The 20,369-nt window shown below is 61.2% G+C and carries 19 protein-coding genes; 5 read left to right on the plus strand and 14 right to left on the minus strand.

What is annotated here, in order from left to right; translation table 11 throughout:
- Positions 1 to 882 carry an ABC transporter permease gene (locus J5274_RS26860; protein ID WP_142825053.1) on the plus strand — a complete coding sequence of 294 codons (882 nt, stop codon included), beginning with the start codon at positions 1 to 3 and terminating at the stop codon, positions 880 to 882.
- A 53-nt stretch (positions 883 to 935) separates the two neighbouring features.
- Here J5274_RS26860 and J5274_RS26865 read toward each other — a convergent pair whose 3' ends face one another.
- The 4 genes from J5274_RS26865 to J5274_RS26880 form a co-directional block, all read right to left on the minus strand.
- Positions 936 to 2,363: a sensor histidine kinase gene (locus tag J5274_RS26865; protein ID WP_142829412.1), complete on the minus strand. Its 1,428-nt coding sequence runs from the start codon at positions 2,361 to 2,363 to the stop codon at positions 936 to 938.
- Positions 2,353 to 3,021 (minus strand): response regulator, encoded by a 669-nt coding sequence (locus J5274_RS26870; RefSeq protein WP_111221015.1) that lies wholly within the window; start codon positions 3,019 to 3,021, stop codon positions 2,353 to 2,355. Before J5274_RS26870 ends, J5274_RS26865 begins: the two co-directional genes overlap by 11 nt.
- A 70-nt stretch (positions 3,022 to 3,091) precedes the next feature.
- Entirely contained in the window at positions 3,092 to 3,796 is a 705-nt protein-coding gene (locus J5274_RS26875; protein ID WP_142825051.1) for a TIGR02117 family protein, read from the minus strand.
- Positions 3,797 to 3,947: 151 nt separating this feature from the next.
- On the minus strand, positions 3,948 to 4,274 hold the full coding sequence (locus tag J5274_RS26880; RefSeq protein ID WP_142825050.1) for a hypothetical protein: 327 nt from the start codon (positions 4,272 to 4,274) through the stop codon (positions 3,948 to 3,950).
- A gap of 271 nt (positions 4,275 to 4,545) precedes the next feature.
- Between J5274_RS26880 and J5274_RS26885 the strand changes: the two genes are divergently transcribed.
- The 3 genes from J5274_RS26885 (at position 4,546) to J5274_RS26895 (ending at position 8,101) form a co-directional block, all read left to right on the plus strand.
- Positions 4,546 to 5,904, plus strand: coding sequence for an aspartate aminotransferase family protein (locus J5274_RS26885; protein WP_142825049.1), 1,359 nt, complete (start codon positions 4,546 to 4,548; stop codon positions 5,902 to 5,904).
- Positions 5,905 to 6,004: 100 nt separating this feature from the next.
- Positions 6,005 to 6,928: a glyoxylate/hydroxypyruvate reductase A gene (locus J5274_RS26890; RefSeq protein ID WP_161990950.1), complete on the plus strand. Its 924-nt coding sequence runs from the start codon at positions 6,005 to 6,007 to the stop codon at positions 6,926 to 6,928.
- 171 nt (positions 6,929 to 7,099) lie between these two features.
- The gene (locus J5274_RS26895; RefSeq protein ID WP_142825047.1) at positions 7,100 to 8,101 is read left to right on the plus strand and encodes a sulfate ABC transporter substrate-binding protein; all 1,002 of its coding nucleotides are present in this window, start codon (positions 7,100 to 7,102) and stop codon (positions 8,099 to 8,101) included.
- Positions 8,102 to 8,169: 68 nt separating this feature from the next.
- On the opposite strand, the gene J5274_RS26900 is transcribed toward J5274_RS26895, so the two are convergent.
- Together J5274_RS26900 and J5274_RS26905 are read right to left on the minus strand one after the other, a co-directional pair.
- On the minus strand, positions 8,170 to 8,496 hold the full coding sequence (locus J5274_RS26900; protein WP_142825046.1) for a DUF1236 domain-containing protein: 327 nt from the start codon (positions 8,494 to 8,496) through the stop codon (positions 8,170 to 8,172).
- Positions 8,497 to 8,662: 166 nt separating this feature from the next.
- Entirely contained in the window at positions 8,663 to 9,904 is a 1,242-nt protein-coding gene (locus tag J5274_RS26905; RefSeq protein ID WP_142825045.1) for an MFS transporter, read from the minus strand.
- A 107-nt stretch (positions 9,905 to 10,011) separates the two neighbouring features.
- On the opposite strand from J5274_RS26905, the gene J5274_RS26910 reads away from it, so the two are divergent.
- Positions 10,012 to 10,497, plus strand: a complete 486-nt coding sequence (locus tag J5274_RS26910) for a helix-turn-helix domain-containing protein (RefSeq protein ID WP_142829415.1) — start codon at positions 10,012 to 10,014, stop codon at positions 10,495 to 10,497.
- Between the two features lie 113 nt (positions 10,498 to 10,610).
- On the opposite strand, the gene J5274_RS26915 is transcribed toward J5274_RS26910, so the two are convergent.
- The 8 genes from J5274_RS26915 to J5274_RS26950 all read right to left on the minus strand — a co-directional run bounded on the left by J5274_RS26915 (position 10,611) and on the right by J5274_RS26950 (position 20,352).
- A complete protein-coding gene (locus J5274_RS26915) occupies positions 10,611 to 12,326 on the minus strand; it encodes a glycerol-3-phosphate dehydrogenase/oxidase (protein ID WP_142825043.1) in 1,716 nt (571 codons plus the stop codon).
- The gene (locus tag J5274_RS26920) at positions 12,323 to 13,096 is read right to left on the minus strand and encodes a DeoR/GlpR family DNA-binding transcription regulator (protein ID WP_142825042.1); all 774 of its coding nucleotides are present in this window, start codon (positions 13,094 to 13,096) and stop codon (positions 12,323 to 12,325) included. The genes J5274_RS26915 and J5274_RS26920 overlap by 4 nt, the downstream gene beginning before the upstream one ends.
- The gene (locus J5274_RS26925) at positions 13,093 to 14,625 is read right to left on the minus strand and encodes an FGGY-family carbohydrate kinase (RefSeq protein WP_142825041.1); all 1,533 of its coding nucleotides are present in this window, start codon (positions 14,623 to 14,625) and stop codon (positions 13,093 to 13,095) included. Before J5274_RS26925 ends, J5274_RS26920 begins: the two co-directional genes overlap by 4 nt.
- Before the next feature lie 172 nt (positions 14,626 to 14,797).
- The gene (locus tag J5274_RS26930; RefSeq protein ID WP_142825040.1) at positions 14,798 to 15,691 is read right to left on the minus strand and encodes a DeoR/GlpR family DNA-binding transcription regulator; all 894 of its coding nucleotides are present in this window, start codon (positions 15,689 to 15,691) and stop codon (positions 14,798 to 14,800) included.
- A gap of 309 nt (positions 15,692 to 16,000) precedes the next feature.
- Entirely contained in the window at positions 16,001 to 16,960 is a 960-nt protein-coding gene (locus tag J5274_RS26935; RefSeq protein ID WP_142825039.1) for a D-ribose ABC transporter substrate-binding protein, read from the minus strand.
- Positions 16,961 to 17,030: 70 nt separating this feature from the next.
- Complete coding sequence (locus J5274_RS26940) at positions 17,031 to 18,131, minus strand: ABC transporter permease (protein WP_219276064.1); 1,101 nt, start codon at positions 18,129 to 18,131, stop codon at positions 17,031 to 17,033.
- Positions 18,132 to 18,154: 23 nt separating this feature from the next.
- Positions 18,155 to 19,699, minus strand: a complete 1,545-nt coding sequence (locus J5274_RS26945) for a sugar ABC transporter ATP-binding protein (protein WP_142825038.1) — start codon at positions 19,697 to 19,699, stop codon at positions 18,155 to 18,157.
- The gene (locus tag J5274_RS26950) at positions 19,696 to 20,352 is read right to left on the minus strand and encodes a DUF2291 family protein (protein WP_142825037.1); all 657 of its coding nucleotides are present in this window, start codon (positions 20,350 to 20,352) and stop codon (positions 19,696 to 19,698) included. The genes J5274_RS26945 and J5274_RS26950 overlap by 4 nt, the downstream gene beginning before the upstream one ends.
- Positions 20,353 to 20,369: the final 17 nt, after the last annotated feature.

A 20,369-nucleotide genomic window follows, 5' to 3' on the forward strand; every position in this document is an offset into this window, starting at 1 on the left:
ATGTCAATCACCACACTCGAAACCGGCATCGCGCCGATTTTCCGCGCCGGCACCTCGGATGCCGAGATCGAAGCAGCAGCGCTGAAGCTAATCGCCCGGCGCAAGCAGCTTGTCCTCTTCTGGCAGATCGCCATTCTCGTCATAACGATCGCGCTCTGGGAACTGACGTCACGTTTCAACATAATTGACCCGTTCTTCTATTCCAGTCCGAGCTCCATCGCCTCGCGCCTCTACGAATGGGCGACCGAGGGCACGACCGAAGGTTCGCTCTGGTACAATCTCTGGGTCACCATGGAAGAAGCCCTTATCGGCTTCTTCGCAGGCTCGATCACCGGCGTCCTCGTCGGCGTCGGCCTTGGCCGCAACCGGTTCCTGGCCGACATCTTCTCGGTCTATATCAAGGCGATCAACTCGATCCCACGCGTCGTGCTTGCCCCGATCTTCATCATGATCATGGGCCTCGGCCTTGCGTCGAAGGTAGCGCTCGCATTCATCATGGTGTTTTTCGTAGTTTTCGCCAACGCCTTCCAGGGCGTGCGTGAAGCCGACCGCAACATGATTGCCAATGCCCGCATCCTCGGCGCCTCCGACTGGCAGGTAACACGGGAAGTGATCGTGCCATCGGCGATGAGCTGGATCTTCGCCAGCCTGCATGTGTCCTTCGGCTTCGCGATCATCGGCGCCATCGTCGGCGAATTCGTCGGTGCGCGCTACGGCATCGGCCAGTTGATCTCGATTGCCAAGGGCACCTTCGATGCCGCCGGCATGTTTGCTGCAATCATCCTCGTTATGTTCGTCACACTGATTGCCGAGTTCATCATGACGATGGTCGAGAACCGACTGGCCAAGTGGCGGCCACAGCAACATATGGATGCCCAATAGGCATCAGATCTTCCTATCTATCCAGAAAGGGCCGGGCTCCAACCCGGCCTTTTCTATGGCAGGACGACTGCCAGCGGCAGGCGAATGGTGACCAGCAGACCACCCGCCGAAGCCTCGCTGAGTTCGACCGTGCCGCCAGCGCCGTCAACGACCTCGCGCACGATGGCCAGGCCGAGACCGCTTCCTTCCGATTCAGTGCCCATCACCCTGTAAAACCTTTCGAACACCGGTCCACGCTCCGATTCCGCGATGCCTGGACCGTCGTCCTCGACCGTCAGGATCGCCGTCGCACCATCGCGCTGCACGCAAACGGTGACGACGCCGCCCTCGCGACAGCCGTAACGCAACGCATTGTCGACCAGATTGACCAGCATCTCGCGCAGCATCGTGCCGTCGCCCTCGACATGCACTGGCCCTTCGGCCTCCAGGCCCAGATCGATGTGACGGCGCAGCGCTTCCTCCGCCTGGCTTTCCAGCACCTGACGAGCAGTGGCGGCGAGATCGATGACATCGCTGCGTGGGCGTCGACTGCCGGGCTCGGCGCGCGACAGCGTCAGCAGCTGGCTGGCAAGGCGCGTTACCTGTCGGGTGCTCAAACGCAACGCCTGCAGCGCCTCGTCGCGCTTCGTCTGGTCGCCTTCACGCGCGGCGACGCTTGCCTGCGTCGAAATCAGCGCCAACGGCGTGCGCAGCTGGTGCGCGGCATTGGAGACAAACCGGCGCTGGGCCGCCATCTGGTTCTGTACCCGCTCCATATGGTCGTTGAGCGCATGGACGAGGGGTTGCAGCTCGCTCTGCACCATATCGGGCGACAGCGGATCTAGCCGATTGCGACCGCGTTCCCTGACTGCATCGCGCAGCCTGAGCACCGGCGCCAGCCCCCGCTGCAGGCCGATGATCGTTACCAGGCTGGCGATCACCACCAGCGCCAGCTGCTTGGTGAAATCCGAAAGCCAAAGGCGGCGGCGCATGGCGTATTGGCTGTTATGGGTGACGGCCACCGTCACCGAAATGGTCCCGTCCTCGCCGAGACCGACGATCGGGTGGATCAAGGTCATGGCCCGCACCGGATCGCCGCGGAAGACGCCGTCCTCGGCCAGCTGCGGGGCCTTCGGCTGCGGCAGGTCCGGCAGGCCGGCCACAAGGCCGCCCCAGGCGGTGATGACCTGATAGAACACCCGGTCGCCGAAACCGGTATCGAACATCTCGAGTGCTGCCGGCGGGATGTTGGCCTCGACCGTGCCTGATGCATCGACCCGCATCGCCTCGGCGATCACCCGCGTCGCGGCAAGCAGCGTGTGATCGGTGACGAGATCGGCCGTGGCCTCCGCCGACTTGTAGCTTAGATAGAGATTGACGCAGATAACGCCGGCGAGCGTCAGCAACACCCATGTCAGCAGCTGGACGCGCAGACTGTCGCGCAATCTTGCGAATACTCGGGTTGGCCTTGCAAAGAAGCCGGTGTCGCCCTCACTCCGCATGGCGCAACATATAGCCGAGGCCGCGCAGGGTGGCGATCTGGACGCTGCTGCCCTCCAGCTTCTTGCGGACGCGATGCACATAGATCTCGATGGCGCTCGGATCGGCAGCGTCATCAAACCCGAAGACGCTTTCCGACAAGCGGTCCTTGCTGACTGTCACGCCGACCCGCATCACAAGATGCTCCAGAACGGAGTGTTCGCGCGGCGTCAGTGCAAGGAGATCGCCCGCCAGCTTGAACTGGCGCGTCCCGCCGTCGAAGAACAGATCTCCGACGACAATCTCGGGTGCTGCCCGGTCGTGACCGCGGCGCACCAGCGCGCGGATGCGGGCTTCGAGCTCCGGCATCTCAAAGGGCTTTGCGAGGTAGTCGTCAGCGCCGCTATCCAATCCGGCAACGCGACCGTCGAGGCTTGCGTTCGCCGTCAGGATAATGACGGGCACCTTGTTGCCGCCCTGCCGCAGGCGCTTGAGCAGCGTCAAACCATCGAGCTTCGGCAATGAAAGATCGAGAACGACGGCGGCATAAAAGGCAACTTTCAGCGAATGCTCGGCATCTTCGCCATCATGGACGATGTCGACGGCATAATGCGCCTGTCTCAGCGCCTTGCCGAGCCAGGATGCGAGTTCGCGATTGTCTTCGACCAGGAGAATCCTCATCCGGCGACTATAAGGCCAAGCTCGCCATATGACGAGAGCCGGCACCGCTGGCCTGCCTGCCGTCCGAGTTCTAGGACGACACGGCGGGCAGGCTGTCGGCACCGTTGTGAAGCCGGAGCGCCAGCCGCAGCATGAAGGGCATGGGCGTCCACCATCCCGTGGTGAGACCCGCGCGCCGCAGCATGGCCGCAGTCCATGTATTGCAGCCCGCAATCACATTGAAATACCCGTTGGCCTCGTAAAACGCGTCGTAGGGACCGTAGGCGAAGCCATTCAAAACGGAAGGGGCGCCGGCGCTTTCAGCAAAGCTCCGACGTACCGCCTTGCGCAGCTCTGCCATGCCGGCGTCATCGAGATTGACCGTCATGGCATAGGGGCTGCCCACCGGAATTTCTCCGCCGAGTTCCACATGCATGACGGAGCGATCAAGGGTCAGGCTTTTCAGCACTGGAATGGTCTTCAGCTCCGACCATGTCGGCGTCTCCGTGTAGAACGCCCGCCCGCCCCATCCGAAGATGACATAGCGGACACCATCGAGTTTAAAATCGAGACCGGCGGATGGCAGGAAGTCGAACTCGCTGCGAAGTTCGTCATCGACTGGAATGGCGATATCGGTGTGGATAGGGTTGCTGAGGATCAGTATGCGATGGTTTCTGGATGCGTCGGCGACATCTCGGGCAGGCGGGTGGGGTACGAGCACGCCGAGTATGCCGCAAGCAACGACCACACCGGCCAGGATTGCGACGACCCGCAAAAATTTCAAAAGCAAACGCATGACCGTCTCTATCCAGCCCACTCGTCCCGTCAGCGAAACGCTTGTTGCACAGGCGCTCGATAACCTCCAGCACCCTTGGCAGGAGCGCCTTCACCGCAATGAAAAGCCCCGCTCGTGAAAGCGGGGCTGAAGCGGTTGGTATATTTTTCGATCAGGTTTCCGGGCAACCGGGGCGATTGGCGAAGGTGATGCGGTCGAGACCCTCTTCCGTCATGCCTTCGACCACCACGCGGCGATCGGTGACGCGAACGATGCGCGGATGACGGTATCCTTCGTCGCGCGCAGCGGCCATGGCTTCGCGGGGGCTGCACTCGCCGCGTGGGCCGTGGTCGCGGTCCTGGTCACGGATGACCGGACGTATGCCGTTCGGGCCAACCTGGATGTCGAGGTTCTGGGCGCTTGCAATGGTCGCCGAGCCGACGAGAATGCTGCCGGCGAGAGCCAGGCCGAGGCCGGCGATAGAAAGCATCTTGGACATGTTTGAACTCCCTATGCGTATATCGAGCCGATTTCGGCTGAGTATCACAGGGTCTGTAACCCGCCGTTGGAACAAAGGTTCCGATGCAAGGTCACACTTGTTCACTAATTCGTGACTGCAAGGGAGCCTTATTAAATGTCGAAAAGTCGTTCGCGGCCGAGTGGCAGGTCTGCGTCAAGAAATCCGCCCAATCGCTTGCCCTAGCGACGCTGTCGTTGACAACAAGGCGCGCTGCTGCACTGTAGACAGAGGATGATTCAAGGAGACGCTCGTGACCTATAAAGCCAATTCCGTCGAGGCGCGCGATGCCGCCTACCACATGCATTCCTATACGAACGCGCGGAAGAACGAGGCCGAAGGGCCACTGGTCATCGAGCGCGGCGAAGGCATCTATGTCTACGACAACGAGGGCAAGAAATACATCGAAGGCATGTCCGGCCTCTGGTGCGTCGGCGTCGGCTTTGGCGAAAAGCGACTTGTCGAGGCTGCGGCCCGGCAGATGGAGAAGCTGCCCTACTATCACACCTTCACGCAGAAGAGCCACGCACCCTCCGTCGACCTGGCCGAAAAGCTGATCAGCATGGCGCCTGTGCCGATGTCGAAGGCGTACTTCACGAATTCAGGCTCTGAAGCCAACGATACCGTCGTCAAGATGATCCGCTATCGCGCCAATGCGCTGGGCCTTCCCGCCAAGAAGAAGATCATCTCCCGCGTCAAAGGCTATCACGGCGTAACGCTTGCGAGCGCCAGCCTGACGGGACTGCCGAACAACCATCGCTCGTTCGACCTGCCGATGCCGGGTATCCTGCATACGGGCTGCCCGCACTACCGCGTCTTTGCCAAGCCCGGCGAAAGCGAGCTGGCCTTTTCGGCGCGGCTGGCCGCAGAGCTCGAAGAAATCATCATGGCCGAAGGGCCGGAAACGATCGCAGCCTTCATCGGCGAACCGCTGATGGGCGCCGGTGGCGTCATCGTGCCGCCGGAAGGCTACTGGAGCGCCATTCAGGCAGTGCTTGCCAAGCATGACATCCTGCTGATCGCCGACGAGGTGATCTGCGGTTTCGGACGTACCGGCAACATGTTCGGATCGATCACATACGATATGCGCCCCGACATCATGACCCTGTCGAAGCAGCTTTCCTCATCTTACCTGCCGATCTCGGCATTGCTGATCAACGACCGGGTCTACCAGCCGATAGCCGACGAATCCAAAGTCATCGGCACCTTCGGTCATGGCGTGACGGCCGCCGGCCATCCCGTTGCTGCGGCGGTGGCGCTGGAGAACCTGGCGATCATCGAGGAGCGCGATCTGGTTGGCAACGTCCGCGATCTCAGCGGCAACTTCCTGTCGCGCCTCAAGGGCCTGGCCGAACACCCACTGGCAATCGAAGCCCGTGGCGCCGGCCTGATCGGTGCGCTGGAGCTTGCGCCCCGCGAAGGCTTTGCACCCGGCATGCTCGGACCGAAACTGTTTGCCATCCTGCAGAACAACGGACTGATTGCCAGGGCCATCGGCGATTCGCTGGCGCTGTGCCCGCCGATGATCACCACGCAGAGCCAGATCAACGATATCTTCGACATCTTCGAGCGCTCGATCGAAGAGTTCCAGACGGAACTGTCGACCCACTGATTTAGCCTCCGTACCCTCTCTTTCTGTCGACGATCGCCCTGATGGTCGACAGAAGGGCGAGCGCGTGCGCACGGACAGCAGCCAAGACCAGGATGGAATGATGAAACGCCTACTGATTGCCGAAGGCAGCGAAGAGCTGGCTGCCCTCTTCAAAGCGGCACTTCCCGCCCACGAGATCCTCATCGACATGCCGCAGCTGGGCGAAGCGCCGATCGACTATCTCGTCGTCGGCCGTCCGAAGGCCGGCCTGATGGTCGCATTGCCGGAGGTGAAGCTTATCCTCAGCCTTAACGCAGGCATCGAGCACCTGCTGCGTTCCGGCGAAATCGCCGAGAAGACGCCGATCGTGCGGATGGTGGACGATGGGCTGGCGGAAGGGATGACGGAATGGGTACTGGCAGAGGCGCTGTCCTGGCACCGCAACATCCGCCTCTACGAACGGTTCCAGCGCGAATTGCGCTGGCAGCCGCAAGCCGAAAAGCTGGCCCATGAGCGCATCGTGACCATCCTCGGCGCCGGTGCATTGGGAACACCCGTTGCGAGGCACTTCGTCGCCTTCGGGTTCAAGACGCGCGTCTGGAGCCGCAGCGGCCGCACTGTCGAGGGTGCGCAATCCTTTGCCGGCAGGGATAGCCTGGTGGCTGCAGTCACCGGCGCCGATGTTCTCGTCAATCTTTTACCCCTGACGTCAGAGACGGAAAACATCGTCGGTTCCGACCTGTTCAACGCCCAGGCCAGAGGTGGCTTTTTCATCAACGGCGCGCGAGGCGGCCATGTCGTCGATGCCGACCTGGTTGCTGCCGTCGACAGCGGCCAGCTCAGCGGCGCCGTCCTCGACGTCTTCCGCATCGAGCCGTTGCCCGAGAGCGATCCATTCTGGCGACATCCCGATATCCGGGTCAGCCCGCATGTGGCGGCGCCCACCCATCCGCGCATCGCCGTACTGGAAATAGCCCGCAACGTCATGCGTTTCGAGCGCGGCGAGGCCATTCCGCACCTGGTCGACAAGACGCGCGGCTACTGACGCGCCGGAGCAATGCGGGCCGGAAATAGCGCTGCAGCATACCCATCCCGTTTATGTGGATGAATGAGCAATATTTTCCAAGTCGCGGCCAGCGATGCCAATCCATACCTCGTATCGCGAGGTGGGTTGGCATAATTTTGCGGCATAGTTCAGAATTTCCCGGGGGTTTTCATGTATCGGTCCTTGATGTTCGGCGCAGCCTTGGCTGCTGCTCTTTCCGGCGCGGCTATGGCCGAAACGCCGGACAAGATCCTCAACGCATCCTACGATGTTTCCCGCGAGCTTTTCGTCGCGGTCAACAAGGCATTCGTCGCCAAATACAAGGCCGACACCGGCCGGGACATCACGGTCAAGCAGTCCCATGCCGGATCTTCCGCACAAGCGCGTGCCGTCATCGAGGGACTGGATGCCGACGTGGTGACGTTCAACCAGGTGACCGATATTGACCACCTCGCCGAAAAGGGCGCTGTATCCGCGGATTGGAAGCAGCAGTTTCCGAACGGCGCCTCGCCCTTCTACTCCTTTCCGTCCTTCCTGGTGCGGGCCGGCAACCCGAAGAACATCAAGAACTGGGACGATCTGGTGCGTGACGACGTCAAGGTCGTCTTTCCCAACCCGAAGACATCGGGCAATGCCCGCTACACCTATCTTGCCGCCGTCGCCTTCGCCAAGCAGGCCTATGGCAACGATGATGCGAAGGTGGCTGCCTTCGCCAAGAAGCTGTTCAGCAACGTACCGGTCTTCGACACCGGCGGTCGCGCTGCAACAACCACCTTCGTCGAACGCGACATCGGCGACGTGCTGGTGACATTCGAGGCGGAGACGCGCGGTATCGCCAAACAGTTCGGCGCCGACAAGGTCGCCGTGGTGACGCCCGCAGTCAGCCTGCTGGCGGAATTCCCGGTCGCCATCGTCAACAAGGTCGTCGACAAGCGTGGCTCCCGCGACGTAGCCAAATCCTACCTCGACTTTCTCTACACAGGCGATGGCCAGCGGATCCTGGCGCAAAACGGCAACCGCGTGAACGATCCCGCCGTCACCGCCGAGTTCAAGGCCGATTTCCCCGACGTCAAGCTGCTGAAGGTCGAAGACGTCTTTGGCTCATGGGACAAGGTTCAGAAAGAATATTTCGCGGACGGCGGCCTGCTCGACCAGTCGTTCGGCAAGCACTGATAGACCTCCAGAACGAACAAACCCGCCGGGCGACCGGCGGGTTTGTCATGACTGCCTGCAGTAGCCGATCAAGGAATGATCTGCATTACCTTGCGGCTTGAGGGCTCAACGATCACCCGCTGGTTGTTGACGATCGCATAGGCGTAATTCGCATTGTCCGGCACCGGCACCAGGATCACATGCGACGAGAGCGCCTGCCCAACGACCACGGGCTCCTCGACAAGTGCTGTCGACACCGGGTTAGGCTGCCCCTCGACAAACGAGACCACCGCACCCGGAGGCGCAGCCATCGTCTCGACACCAGCCGCACCCGCACCGGATGCACTCGCTGCGTAGCCGATAACGGTAAGAGTTGTAAGCGCAAGAGCGCCTGAGACTATCAGGGCCTTAACCATCGTATGCTCTCCAAAATGGAATTGTCATAACGAGAACGGTTGTGGAGCCCTGTACGTTCCACCCCGGACGCTCAGGAGCCATCACGCTTTGCGATGGCTGTTATGGGAGGTGAAGGAGGGGGTGGCGCGGGAGTCTCGGGTGAGCGCGATCGGCCAACAGCGGCCATTAGCCCGTCCCATCAGGGAAATGGACTCCCCGATCCATGTTCGAGAACCGAGATGTGGCTAACCATAGTGCCAATGCCCCAAGGCTAAACGTTGCTCCCAGCGCGCTGACACCTGACCAATCAAAACGGGCATAGATCGCTGTCGTTGCAATTGCCCCGACCGCACTGCCGACTGAGTAGAAGACCATGTAGCCTCCGATCAGACGACCGCTCTTTTGCAAATTCAAGGCTACGATGATGCTCAGGCTGGTGACATGCACCGCCTGAACTGCCAGATCGAGTAAAACCACTCCAATCAGCAGTATTGGAATTGAAACTGGAAGAAAGGCGATCCAGCCCCAGGATATCAGCAGGAGCAACAGGGAAATTCCCGTTGTCCAATGGGCATGTCCTCGGTCGGCCAGCTTGCCCGCATATGTCGAAGCAACCGCGCCTGCCAGCCCGACGAGGCCGAACAGACCGACTTGGGTATGGCTGTAGGAGAAAGGTTGATTTGTAAGGGGAAGAACGAGCGCTGTCCAAAACGTGCTGAACGCAGCAAAAATGAGCAGTGCGAGGATGCCTCGGATAAGCAGTACCGGTTCACGCAGGATCATGATCGGCACCGAGCTGACCGCAGAAATGTAGGTTTCTGACCTCTGTTCAGGATGATGTGAAGGCAAGGCCCGCAAGAGAAGGCAGACCATCAACAGGGTAAGCGTTGCAGACAGCATGTAGACCGCACGCCAACCGCCGAGGTCGGCCACCGAACCAGCAATGGATCGTGCGGCAAGAATGCCCATCACGATGCCACTTGTGACCGTACCGATAACCTTGCCTCGCTGGGCAACCGTTGCCAACGCGGCGGCGTATCCGACAAGAACCTGTGCGACCACAGCCAGAAGCCCCATGGCGGCCATGCCAGAAAACAGGATTGTCTCCGTCCGGGCTGTCGCCACGACCATCAGGACAATTGCTGAAAGGACGCCCTGGCCGACGATAAGGCATCGACGGTCAAAAAGATCGCCAATCGGTACGATGAAGATTAAGCCCAGTCCGTAGCCAATCTGCGTGAGCGTGACGATAGATCCAGTGGCCGCGGATGACATCCCAAAATCAAGTGCCATGATATCGAGCAGTGGCTGGGCATAATAGACATTCGCCACGCTTAGACCCGCGGATGCTGCGACGATCAATGTCTGCGTGGTTGACAAGCCCTTAACCTGTTGTCCGAGTGCCGCGTAGGTCGATCCGTCTTCCATCTTGCAATCCTCTGCATGAATTCAATCCTGTTGTTCATGAGACCCGCTGGATTGCGTTATTTCTAGTTCTAAGTTAGAACCAGAATGATTGCATGGAGTGAGAGCCGATGGTCAAGCGCGTCAGTCTTTGGAATTCAGGGTGCCCGGTAGCGCGTTCCTTGGATGTGATAGGGGATTGGTGGTCTTTGCTCATTATTCGCGACGCATTTGATGGCGCCCGCCGTTTTAGCGAATTCCAGACCGGATTGGGTATCGGCAAGGGCGTATTAGCGAGCAGGTTGCGCGACCTCGTGAAGCGTGGAATCTTTGAAACTGCGCCTGCCTCGGATGGCACAGCCTATCGGGAATACGTGCTGACAACCAAGGGAAGCAGATTGTTCCCCGTCATCGTGGCTCTTCGCCAGTGGGGTGAAGAAAATCTGTTCGCTCCCGAGGAAGAGCGATCTTCACTGGTGGACAAGAAGAACGGTGCTCTTGTTTCCCGCCTCGAAGTGACATCGGTGGATGGTCGAGAACTCATCTGGAGCGACACCCAGGTCCAGAACCCTGTTATTCCAAAGCCTAGCAAGGTTCACTTTTCGAACACGCGATGATCGCCTCTGGTGCAGCACGGCTGCCGAGGCGATGCTGTCTCCTGTGAACGACTGTCTATTCGGCAAGATTCTTGCCCATTGGCAATATCCGGCACCACCTCCCGCCACCAACCTCACCTCACCCGCATATGGTTCCTCTTGGCGAGCTGTGTCGTTACCGCCTCAATCTCGGCTGACACCCGCGTCTCATCCCAGGCGCGCATCACGGCTACGGTGGCTGCGATCCGTTGCAGGTCGTTCAGCGTCAGCGATCCGGTGATGGCGAGCGTCGTGCGGCGCATGACGATGTCGGAGAGGTGCTCTACACCCTCGTTCTGGAGGATGTAGTCGATTTCCGCGAGGCTGTGATCCGTCGAATCCGGCAAGCGGTCACGGTCCGTCCATTTGCCGCGGTGGCGGGCGATCTCCCGGGCCTTGGTGCCGTAGCGCGTCAGGAGCTGGTCGAGGCGAGGGATATCGAGGCCGGTCTCGGCGCTTTCCCGCTTCAACCATTCGGCACGGGCCGCAGCGGTGGTGGGAAAGTCTTTACCGCCGCCTATCGGCATGGCGCGCGTCGTGGTCTTGCGGCTGGCGCCCATGCGCTTGAGGATGGTGTCGGTCACCTCTTCGGCAAAACCACGAAAGGTCGTCCATTTGCCGCCGATCAGCGAGATGATCGGGAAGGGGCGGGCCTTATCGGGTTCGGCGACAGGTGCGGAATGGTCGCGGCTGATCAGACCGGGGATGGATGCGTTCGAGGCCGGCAGCGGGCGAATACCGCTATAGGCGTAGACGATCTGGCTGTGATCGAAGGTCATGCCCGGCAACAGTCCACGGAGGCTGTTGATCATATAGTCGATTTCCTGCGGCTCCGAGACGACACTGTCGGGGTTGTCTGCGGGGATATCGGTCGAACCGACCAGCGCAAGTCCGAGATAGTCGTAGACGAGGCAGATACGCCCGTCATCGGCCTCGAAGTAGATCATCCGGCCGTTCAGCGCCTTCAGCAGTTCGTCGTGCTTCAGGAGGATATGCGATCCCTTGGTGCCGCCGATCATTTTCGACGGCGCGCCGAGGGCGGCGTTAACATGGTCGATCCACGGCCCGGCGGCGTTGACGACGAACTTCGGCCGCATTGAAAAGGCTGGGCCGTTCTCCGGCTGGAAGGTCAGGACACCGTCTTTGGCGGATGTCAGCGTCGTGTAGTTCGCCATGGCGGAACGCGGATTGGCATCGAGGCCATCGGTCACCAGCTCCAGCACCAGCCGTTCCGGGTGGCTGATCTTGGCGTCGTAGTAAGTGCCGGTGGCGACGATTGACTTTGTCATGGCCGGAATGTCGCGCAGGGCCTGCTTGCGGCCGATAAGCTTGTGGCGTGGCATGACCCGGTCGCGCGAGCCGTAATAGTCGTAGATGGAAAGGCCGATCTTGATGAGGATCGCGCCTCGGCTGCGGGGTGCGCTGGTGGAGCCGAACAGGGTGCGCAGCGCCGCGAAGATGCCCTTGGTCCAGGAGAAGATCGGAATGATCGTGGGCAGCGCGGTGACGCAATGGGGAGCGTTCTTCAAAAGCAGATTGCGCTCGAGAGTCGATTGCGCCACCAGGCCGAATTCACCGGTTTCGAGATATTTGAGCCCGCCATGGATCAGCCTCGAAGGTGCGGCGCTGGTGCCTGCGCCGAAATCCGTCTTTTCGACGATCAGGCAGCTGATACCCTGGGCGCAGAGATCGCGGAAGAGACCGGCGCCGTTGATGCCGGCGCCAAGGATGACGACATCGACACTGCCATCGGCGGTCATCGTCGCAAGGCGGCTGGCGAAATCGACCGATGCTGTTTCCGGGGAAGTCATGATGCCATCCTTACGATTTTCAGCCGTACACCGGCCTGTTCAAGCTTTTGCGTTGTTGCGTCGGCGATGCCGTCGGTGACCAGCACGGCGTCGAATGCCGTCAGCTCGTCAAACACGTGCAGCGCCATCCTGTCGAATTTGCCATGGTCGACGAGAAGCAGGCGGCGGCGGGAGGCGGCCATCATCGCCTGCTTGACCCGCACGACCTGCTGGTCCTGGATGAACCCGGTCGTGCCGGTGATGGCCGAGGTGGAGCAGATCAGGATGTCGGCGCGCAGCCGCGAGATGGCATTCTCGGTGACGAGGCCGATAAAGGCGTTGTAGGTGCGGTGATACTGGCCGCCGAGGGAGATGAAATCCATGTCCTCGACATGGATCAGCATTTCGGCCGTCGACACGCTGTTGGTGATGACCGTCAGCGGCTTGATCTCGGCCAGCAGCGGCGCCACGGCGCTGGCCGTGGTGGAATCATCGAGCATCACCACTTGTCCGGCCTCGACATATTCCAGCGCGGCGCGGGCCAGTGCATCCTTCTCGGCCCGCCCGACTGTCATGCGGTAGCGGAACGTGCTTTCATAGATGCCGGAGGGCTGCACGGTGACGGCTCCATGCAGCTTTCGCAACACCCCCTGCTGGGCCAGCTGCTCGATATGTCGGTGAATGGTCATCCGCGACACGCCGAAATGCGTCACGAGATCATCGATGCGCACCTGACCGCACTTTATGACATAGTTGGCGATTTCCTCGCGCCGTTCGTCGGCCTTGATCACGCGACGGTCTCCGTCGGCATGCCCAGCCGCTCGATAGCCGGCCATTCCGATTTCAGGGCTTCGGCGAGGCGCGAGTAAAGGCTAAAGCGCTCGTTGAACACGGCGCTGCGGGCGGCATCCGGCTGATAGGTCCGGCTGGTGGCGCCGACGGTCAGATGCGGTTGCTGCGGAGAGGCGTAGACGCCGATGGCAGTGCCGGCACAAAGCGCGGCGCCGAAGGCCGCCGGCTCGTCCGTCGAGGTGACCGTCACCGGCAGGTTCAGGATATCCGCAAACATCTGGGCGAAGGCGGGGTTGCGCGAGGCCCCTCCGGTCAGCCGCACCTGGGTGAAGGAGAAGCCGTCACGGAGCGCATCCACATGGGTGCGGTGATTGAAGGCGATCCCTTCCAGCACCGCCTTCAGGATGTCGCCCCGGTCGTGCCAGCCGTGCAGGCCGAGGAAGCTGCCGCTGGCAAGATTGCCGTAGGGCGAACCGAACAGATAGGGGTGGAAGAGGATCGTCGAGCGCCGCTGCAGCGCCGCGTCGATCTCGGTTGCCAGCAGCGCATGAATGGAGCCACCCTCAGTGGCGGCGGCGTCCTGCTCCTTCCGGCAGAAGGTGTCGAGAAACCAGTCGTAATTGGCCGTCGAGGCCGGAGAAATCGACATGGCGTTCCACTGGCCCGGCGCAATGGCGTTGCGGCAGAACCAGCGGGGATCGGTGAGCGGTTCCGCCGAGACGACCTCGTTGATCGAATAGGTGCCAGCAACGATGCTGATCACACCTTCGACATGGCCGCCGATGCCGAGCGCAGAAGCAGTGACATCGTGCAGGCCACAGGCAACGGGGGTGCCCTCGACGAGCCCGGTAAGAGCTGCGGCCGCGGCCGTGACATGGCCGACGATATCACTGGAATCTGCGACGGGCGGCAGGGCACTTTCCACCTGCTCCAGCCCGTAGATGCGCAAGGCCTCGGCCGAATAGGCTTGCGTCCTGACATCGGTGAAGGACGTGCTTGCCTCGGTCCGGTCCGTGCCGATCGTGCCGGAGAGGCAGAAGCGCAGCCAGTCCTTGCAGGCGAGAACATGGCCGATGCGGCCGAACCGCTCCGGATCGTTTTCCTTCAACCAGGCAAGCAAGGCCGATGGCGCAGATGCATGCGGCACCTGGCCGGTCAGGGCCAGCGCTTCGTCAAACAGCGATCCTTCCGACCAGCGGTCGACAATACCGCCGGCGCGACTATCAAGCGAAAGGATGCCGGGGCCGAGCGGCTGGAGAGCGTGGTCCAGAAGATATATCCCGTCGCCGTGGGCAGTGGCGGCAACGGCCTTGATGTCGTCGGCCGGCCGGCCGGAAAGGGCTATCGCCTCCGATATCGCCTCTGCTGTCGCCTGCCAGAGGCCTGCCATGTCGCGCTCGACAAAGCGCGCCCGGGGTATCGACTGCGGCACCCGGCGTCGCGCCACCGAAAGCTGCGTCCCGTCGATATCGAAGATGACCGCCTTGGTGACAGTCAGGCCGTTGTCGATCCCTAGCAGGCTGGGCATGGTTTTCGCTCCCTTTTACGACCGGGTGCGGGAGCGTCAAGACGAGCGCTCGTACCACAGCTGCAACATCACTGGATCATATAAACATGGTAAGTTCACGTCAAGTGATGTTACATTTAGCAAAGGGTAAAAAGGTGCTTCAACCGCCTTGTTTCAGTGACGTGACAGAGAGCTATCGGGCCTGGGGATCGTATCGCTTCAGCGCGGATGCATGGCTTGAGCCGCGCGTCGGAGCCACAACAACATTGATGCCCTTGTCGCGCATGCGGGCGATATGGACCGGCGGCGTACCGTCGTCGACGATAACGATGTCGAAATCGGTAAGCGGCGAGAACACGTGCAGGGCACGTCGGTCGAATTTCGTATTGTCGGCGAGAAGGATGCGGGTGGAGGCGGAATCGAACATCGCCCGCTTGGTATCGACCATCTCGAGAAACTGGTGAAAGACGATATCGTCGGTGATCGCAGACATCGACATGAACAACGTGTCGGCCCGCAGCTGCGAGATCTCATGGGTGGTCATGCGGCCCATGAAGGCATTGCACCAGTTGTAGTACTGGCCCCCAAGGCCGAGCAACGTCAGGTCGCGGATACCCTTGAGATCGTTCATCAGCGTCAGCGAGTTGGTGATGACGGTAAGCGGCACGGCGGAGGGCAGGAATTGCGCCATCTGCAGCACAGTGGTGGAATCGTCGAAGAAGATCGCCTGTCCGGGCTCGACGAAGCGCATTGCCGCAAGCGCCAGCGCACGCTTTTCGACCGACTGGCGACTGGAGCGGTAGACATCGCTGGATTCGATCAGGCTTGTCGGCGCCGCCGAGGCAATGCCCCGCGTCTTGCGCAGGATACCACGGCTGACGAGTTCGTCGAGATCCCTGTGGGCAGTCATCAGGCTGATACCGAAGCGTTCGGCCAGATCCTCGATGCGTACCGAGCCTTCCGCCATGACGGTCTCGGTCATCTGCTGGCGGCGGGCCAGCTGGCGCGCCAGCCGCGTGTCGCTCGGAACCTGCTCCTGCATCAGTGGATTGTCCGCAGCTTCGCCGGTATCGTCGTGGTCAGCCATGATCACCGGCCCACGCCTGCCACGCCGTCGGATGCGACCACGAGCAACGTCGCAGAGGCATCATGTACATCACCCGTCGTCTTCAGCAGCTGCGAGGACAGTATCATCACGTTCGGGCCGGCATGCTCGAGTTCACTTGGGCGGTTGTCCCGCCCGGCGTCCATCATCTATGACGCGAACAGGGCGTCGTCACAAACGGTAATGCGTCGCGACTGACATGCCAACGGTCTAGAGTGTGGACAAGTCGGGCTATCCCGGGCTTTCGTCATGAAGAGAGGAGGCGGCCCGAAGGCCGCCCCCAAAGTCGGATTATTCGGACAGAGTAAACGGTGCCGTATACTTGGCAATGTTGTCCTTGTTGATGATCAGGCAATCGAAGAGCTGCTTCTCGGTGTCGACACCGGTCTTGCCCGTCTTCAGGAACGAATCTGCCTGGTCGACAGCCTTTGCCGAGAACACGGCGACAGGCTGCAGAACGGTGTACTGCAGTTCTCCGGCCTTGATGGCAGCCACAGCATCCGGCGAACCGTCGAAGCCGCCGACCTTGATGCCCTTGAGCTTGCCGGCTTCCTTCAGCGCAGCGATAGCGCCCAGTGCCATTTCATCGTTGCCGCTGATGACGCCGGTGATGTCCGGATGGGCCTGCAGCAGGTTCTGCATCTTGTCGTGACCCTGGGTACGATCCCAGTTGCCAACGTCGGAACCGACCTTTTCGAGGTCCGGATACTGGGTCAGCACGGTCTCGTAGCCGTTAGAACGGGTTGCGGCGTTGTTGTCGGAAGGCGCGCCGAGCAGTTCGACGTATTTGCCCTTGTCGCCGACAGACTTGATCCACTCCTGCGCACCGAGGGCAGCGCCCTGGGCGTTGTTCGACACGAGCTGTGCCTTGGCAAGACCGGCCTGGTTGATTTCAGCATTGACCAGAAACACCGGAATGTTAGCGGCAACGGCCTTCTTGACGGCACCGACGGAACCGCTGGCATTGGCCGGATCGAGAATGATCGCGACCGACTTGTTGGTGATCGCGGTGTCGATCAGGTTGCTCTCGGTGTTGGTATCACCCTTGTGGGCGCCGACATTCGAGGTATAGCCGAGCTTCTTGGCTTCGGCAGCAGCAACGTTGCCTTCGGTCAGCCAGTAGGGGTTGGCCGGGTCGTTGACGATGATCGAGATCAGGCCGTCGGCAAATGCCGAGGTGGACGATGCGGCCATAAGCGGTCCGGCGAGAACGACAGCCGACAGCATGAGAAGTCTTGTCTTGTTGAACATGGAAACTTTCCTCCTTGGTTGATGGTAATGCCCGGTTACCCGGTATTCTTCTCGGCTGCGGAACAAGCCTTCACGCTTTACCTCCCAGTTGCGGAGAAGTGGTCTGGCCGCCCGTCGAGACGGGTTTCTTGGCGCGGCGGCTATACTGGATGGCATTGAGCAACACCGCGAGCACGATGACCGCGCCGGTGAAAACCGTCTGCCAGTAGGACGAGATGCCGATGATCACCAGACCGTCGGACAGGAAGCCGATAACGAAGGCGCCGAGCAGCGTGCCGCGGATATTACCGCGTCCACCGGTGAGCGCCGCGCCGCCGATGACGACGGCAGCAATCGCAGTCAATTCGTAGGACGTACCGGCCGTCGGTCCTGCCGACGTCAGCTGCGAGGACAGGATCAGGCCGGCAATCGAGGCGCAGACGCCGGAGAGCACGTAGACCAGGATCTGCACGCGCTTGACCGGAACGCCCGAAAGTTCGGCAGCCCGCTCGTTACCGCCGGAAGCGTAGAGCCAGCGGCCGAAGGCAGAGCGGTTGAGCATGACGCTGACAAGGAACGCGATGACGACGAGCACGACGACGCCGAGCGGCACGCCGGCCAACCGGTTGAAGCCGAGCCAATCGAAGCCGGTATTGCCGAGTTCGGGCTTGCCGCCGAGGTTGTTGTAGGTGAGGCCGTTGGTCATCAGCAATGCGACGCCGCGCACCATGTACATGACGCCGAGCGTCGCCACGAAGGCTGGAACCTTGAAGCGAGCAATCAACACGCCGTTGACCAGCCCGACGAGCACGCCAAGGCAGCAGGCCAGCACGGCGACAACCCAGACCGGCGGAAACAGGATGACGCCGAACACCTTCAGCGTGATGCCCTGCATCATGAAGCCGGCGATGCAGCCGGACAGGCCGAGCGTCGAGCCCACAGACAGATCGATGCCGCCGTTAAGGATCACCAGCAGCATGCCGACCGCGAGGATGCCGAAGATGGCGACGTGCGAGGCCATCGTCAGGAAGTTGGCGGTCGAGAAGTAGTAGGGCGATAGCATCGAGAAGACGACGATGATGAGGATCAGCGCGAAGAAGGCGCGCCCCTCGAGCAGCAGGCGGCCGAGATCGAAGCCGCCGCTGAAGAGGCTAGGCTTGGTGGTTGTGCGGGATGGACCAGCTTCGCTCATGGTCATGGCTCCGTTCTTCTTCGTCATTGTTCGATCACGGCTTCGCCCGAGGCGGCCATGATCTGCTCTTTTGTTGCGTCGGACCCGAACTGCGCCGAGATCCTGCCCTTGCTCATCACGATGATGCGGTGGGCGATGCTCAGGCATTCCGAGACTTCCGATGTCGAAAACACCACCGCAAGCCCCTGCGCTGCCCGTTCGGCGAGCAACTTGAAGACCTCGGCCTTGGCACCGATATCGATGCCACGGCTGGGCTCATCGAGGAGAATGACGCGGGGATGGGTGGCGAGAATCTTGCCGATGACGACCTTCTGCTGGTTGCCGCCAGACAACGACCCGATTGGCGCGCCGCCGCCCGCCGTCTTGATGTGGACATTGCGGATGGAGTCGTCGATCAGCGCCTTTTCGCGGCTGTGCGACAGCAGCATGCCCTTGACGAAAGTGCCGATGCTGGCGAGCGACAGGTTTGTACCGACCGACATCGTCTGGACGAGCCCGTCCCGCTGGCGATCTTCGGGAACAAGCGCCAGCCCGCGACCGATGCGATCTGCGATGCTGAGCTTCGACACGTCCTGGCCTTCGAGCATCACCTTGCCGCCGGTCGACGGGACACGACCTGCAACGCATTCGAGCAGCTCGGTACGACCGGCGCCCATCAATCCGTAGATGCAAACGATCTCGCCGGCGCGCACGTCCAACGACAGGTTATCGACGACGGAGTAGCCGGTGCCCGTGGCATCGGCGACACTGACGCCGCTGACCGACAACGCGACATCGCCAAACTCGTAGCCCGATGGCGGCGAGCCGAGATCGAAGTTTTCGCCGACCATGTTGCGGACGATCCACTCGAGATCGATGTCCTTGACGTCGGCCTTGGCCGTCATGGCTCCATCGCGCAGGACCACCGCATAGTCGGTGATCTGCAGCGCTTCTTCGAGATGGTGGGAGATATAGACGATGGATACGCCGCGGCTGGTGAGATCGCGGATGACCTTGAACAGCACCTCGACCTCGGTAGCGCTCAGCGCCGATGTCGGCTCGTCCATGATCAGGATGCGGGAATCGACCGAAAGGGCGCGGGCGATCTCGACGATCTGCTGCTGCCCGAGCCTGAGCTCCTCGACGCGGGTCATCGGATCGATGACCTCGTTGAGATCGGCCATCAGCGCCTTGACCTGGCGGGCTTCCTCGGCGAAATCGACGCCCATCGGGCCCCTGATCTCGCGACCCATGAAGATATTGTCACGGATGCTCAGGTTGGGCGCCAGGCTGAGTTCCTGGTGGATGATGGAGATGCCACGATCGCGGGCATCCGTCGATGAATTGAACACCACGCGTTCGCCATCGAGCACGATATCCCCGGAGGTCGGCGTCACCACACCAGACAAAATCTTCATCAGCGTCGACTTGCCGGCGCCGTTTTCACCAAACAGCGTCGTCACCTTGCCGCGCCTGATATCGAAATTGACGCCCTTCAGGGCATGAACGTTGCCGTAGGACTTGGCGACGTTATGAGCCGAAAGAACGATGTCGCCGTTCTGCGGTGCGGGCTTGAGGGCGGCGCTCATTGGACATCCAGCTTGGCCGGCGTGACAAGCCAGCTGTTCGGGTTGATGAGCTGGAAGACGCCTACGACCGACACGGTCTTGCCGGTGAGGTTGGCAGTGTCGATCTTGGAGAGCACCTGCGCCTTCATTTCCTTGTTCAGGGCCGAGCCGGCATTCTGGTATTCGATCTGGTTGGTGAATTGGTCGAAAGTCACGGTGCCGGTCGAATCACGCAGGTCGGTGCCGTTGATCGCCGGCCCAGTCTGGACACGGATCGTCACCGTGCTCGGAACGCCGGGAACTGCTACCGTGTAGATGCCGGACTTGGCCGCACCGACGACGCCGGTGAACTTGACCGAAATTTCGGGCCCTACACCACCGGGTACGCCGTACTGCTTAGCCGCCGCGTCCTTGTTCGCTGCAATCGCCGTTGCCAAGGTGTCCGCGCTGACTGCGCGCTTCTCGATAGCCGCCTGGATCTTCGGAAACTCGGTCGAACCGAATGTTTCGGGCGAGAACGCATTGGGCTGCGCGCCCGCCTCCGAACCGATCTTCACCACCTTGGTATCGAGCGCCATGGCAGCGACCAGCACGACGATGGCGACGGAACCGATGATCAGGCCGAGGCGGGGCTTGGGAGGATTGGGTATCGAGGTACCGACCAGATTGCTCATGGTGTGACCACCTTTGA

The sequence above is a fragment of the Rhizobium sp. L51/94 genome (assembly GCF_019355555.1).
Taxonomy (GTDB): Bacteria; Pseudomonadota; Alphaproteobacteria; order Rhizobiales; family Rhizobiaceae; genus Rhizobium; species Rhizobium rhododendri.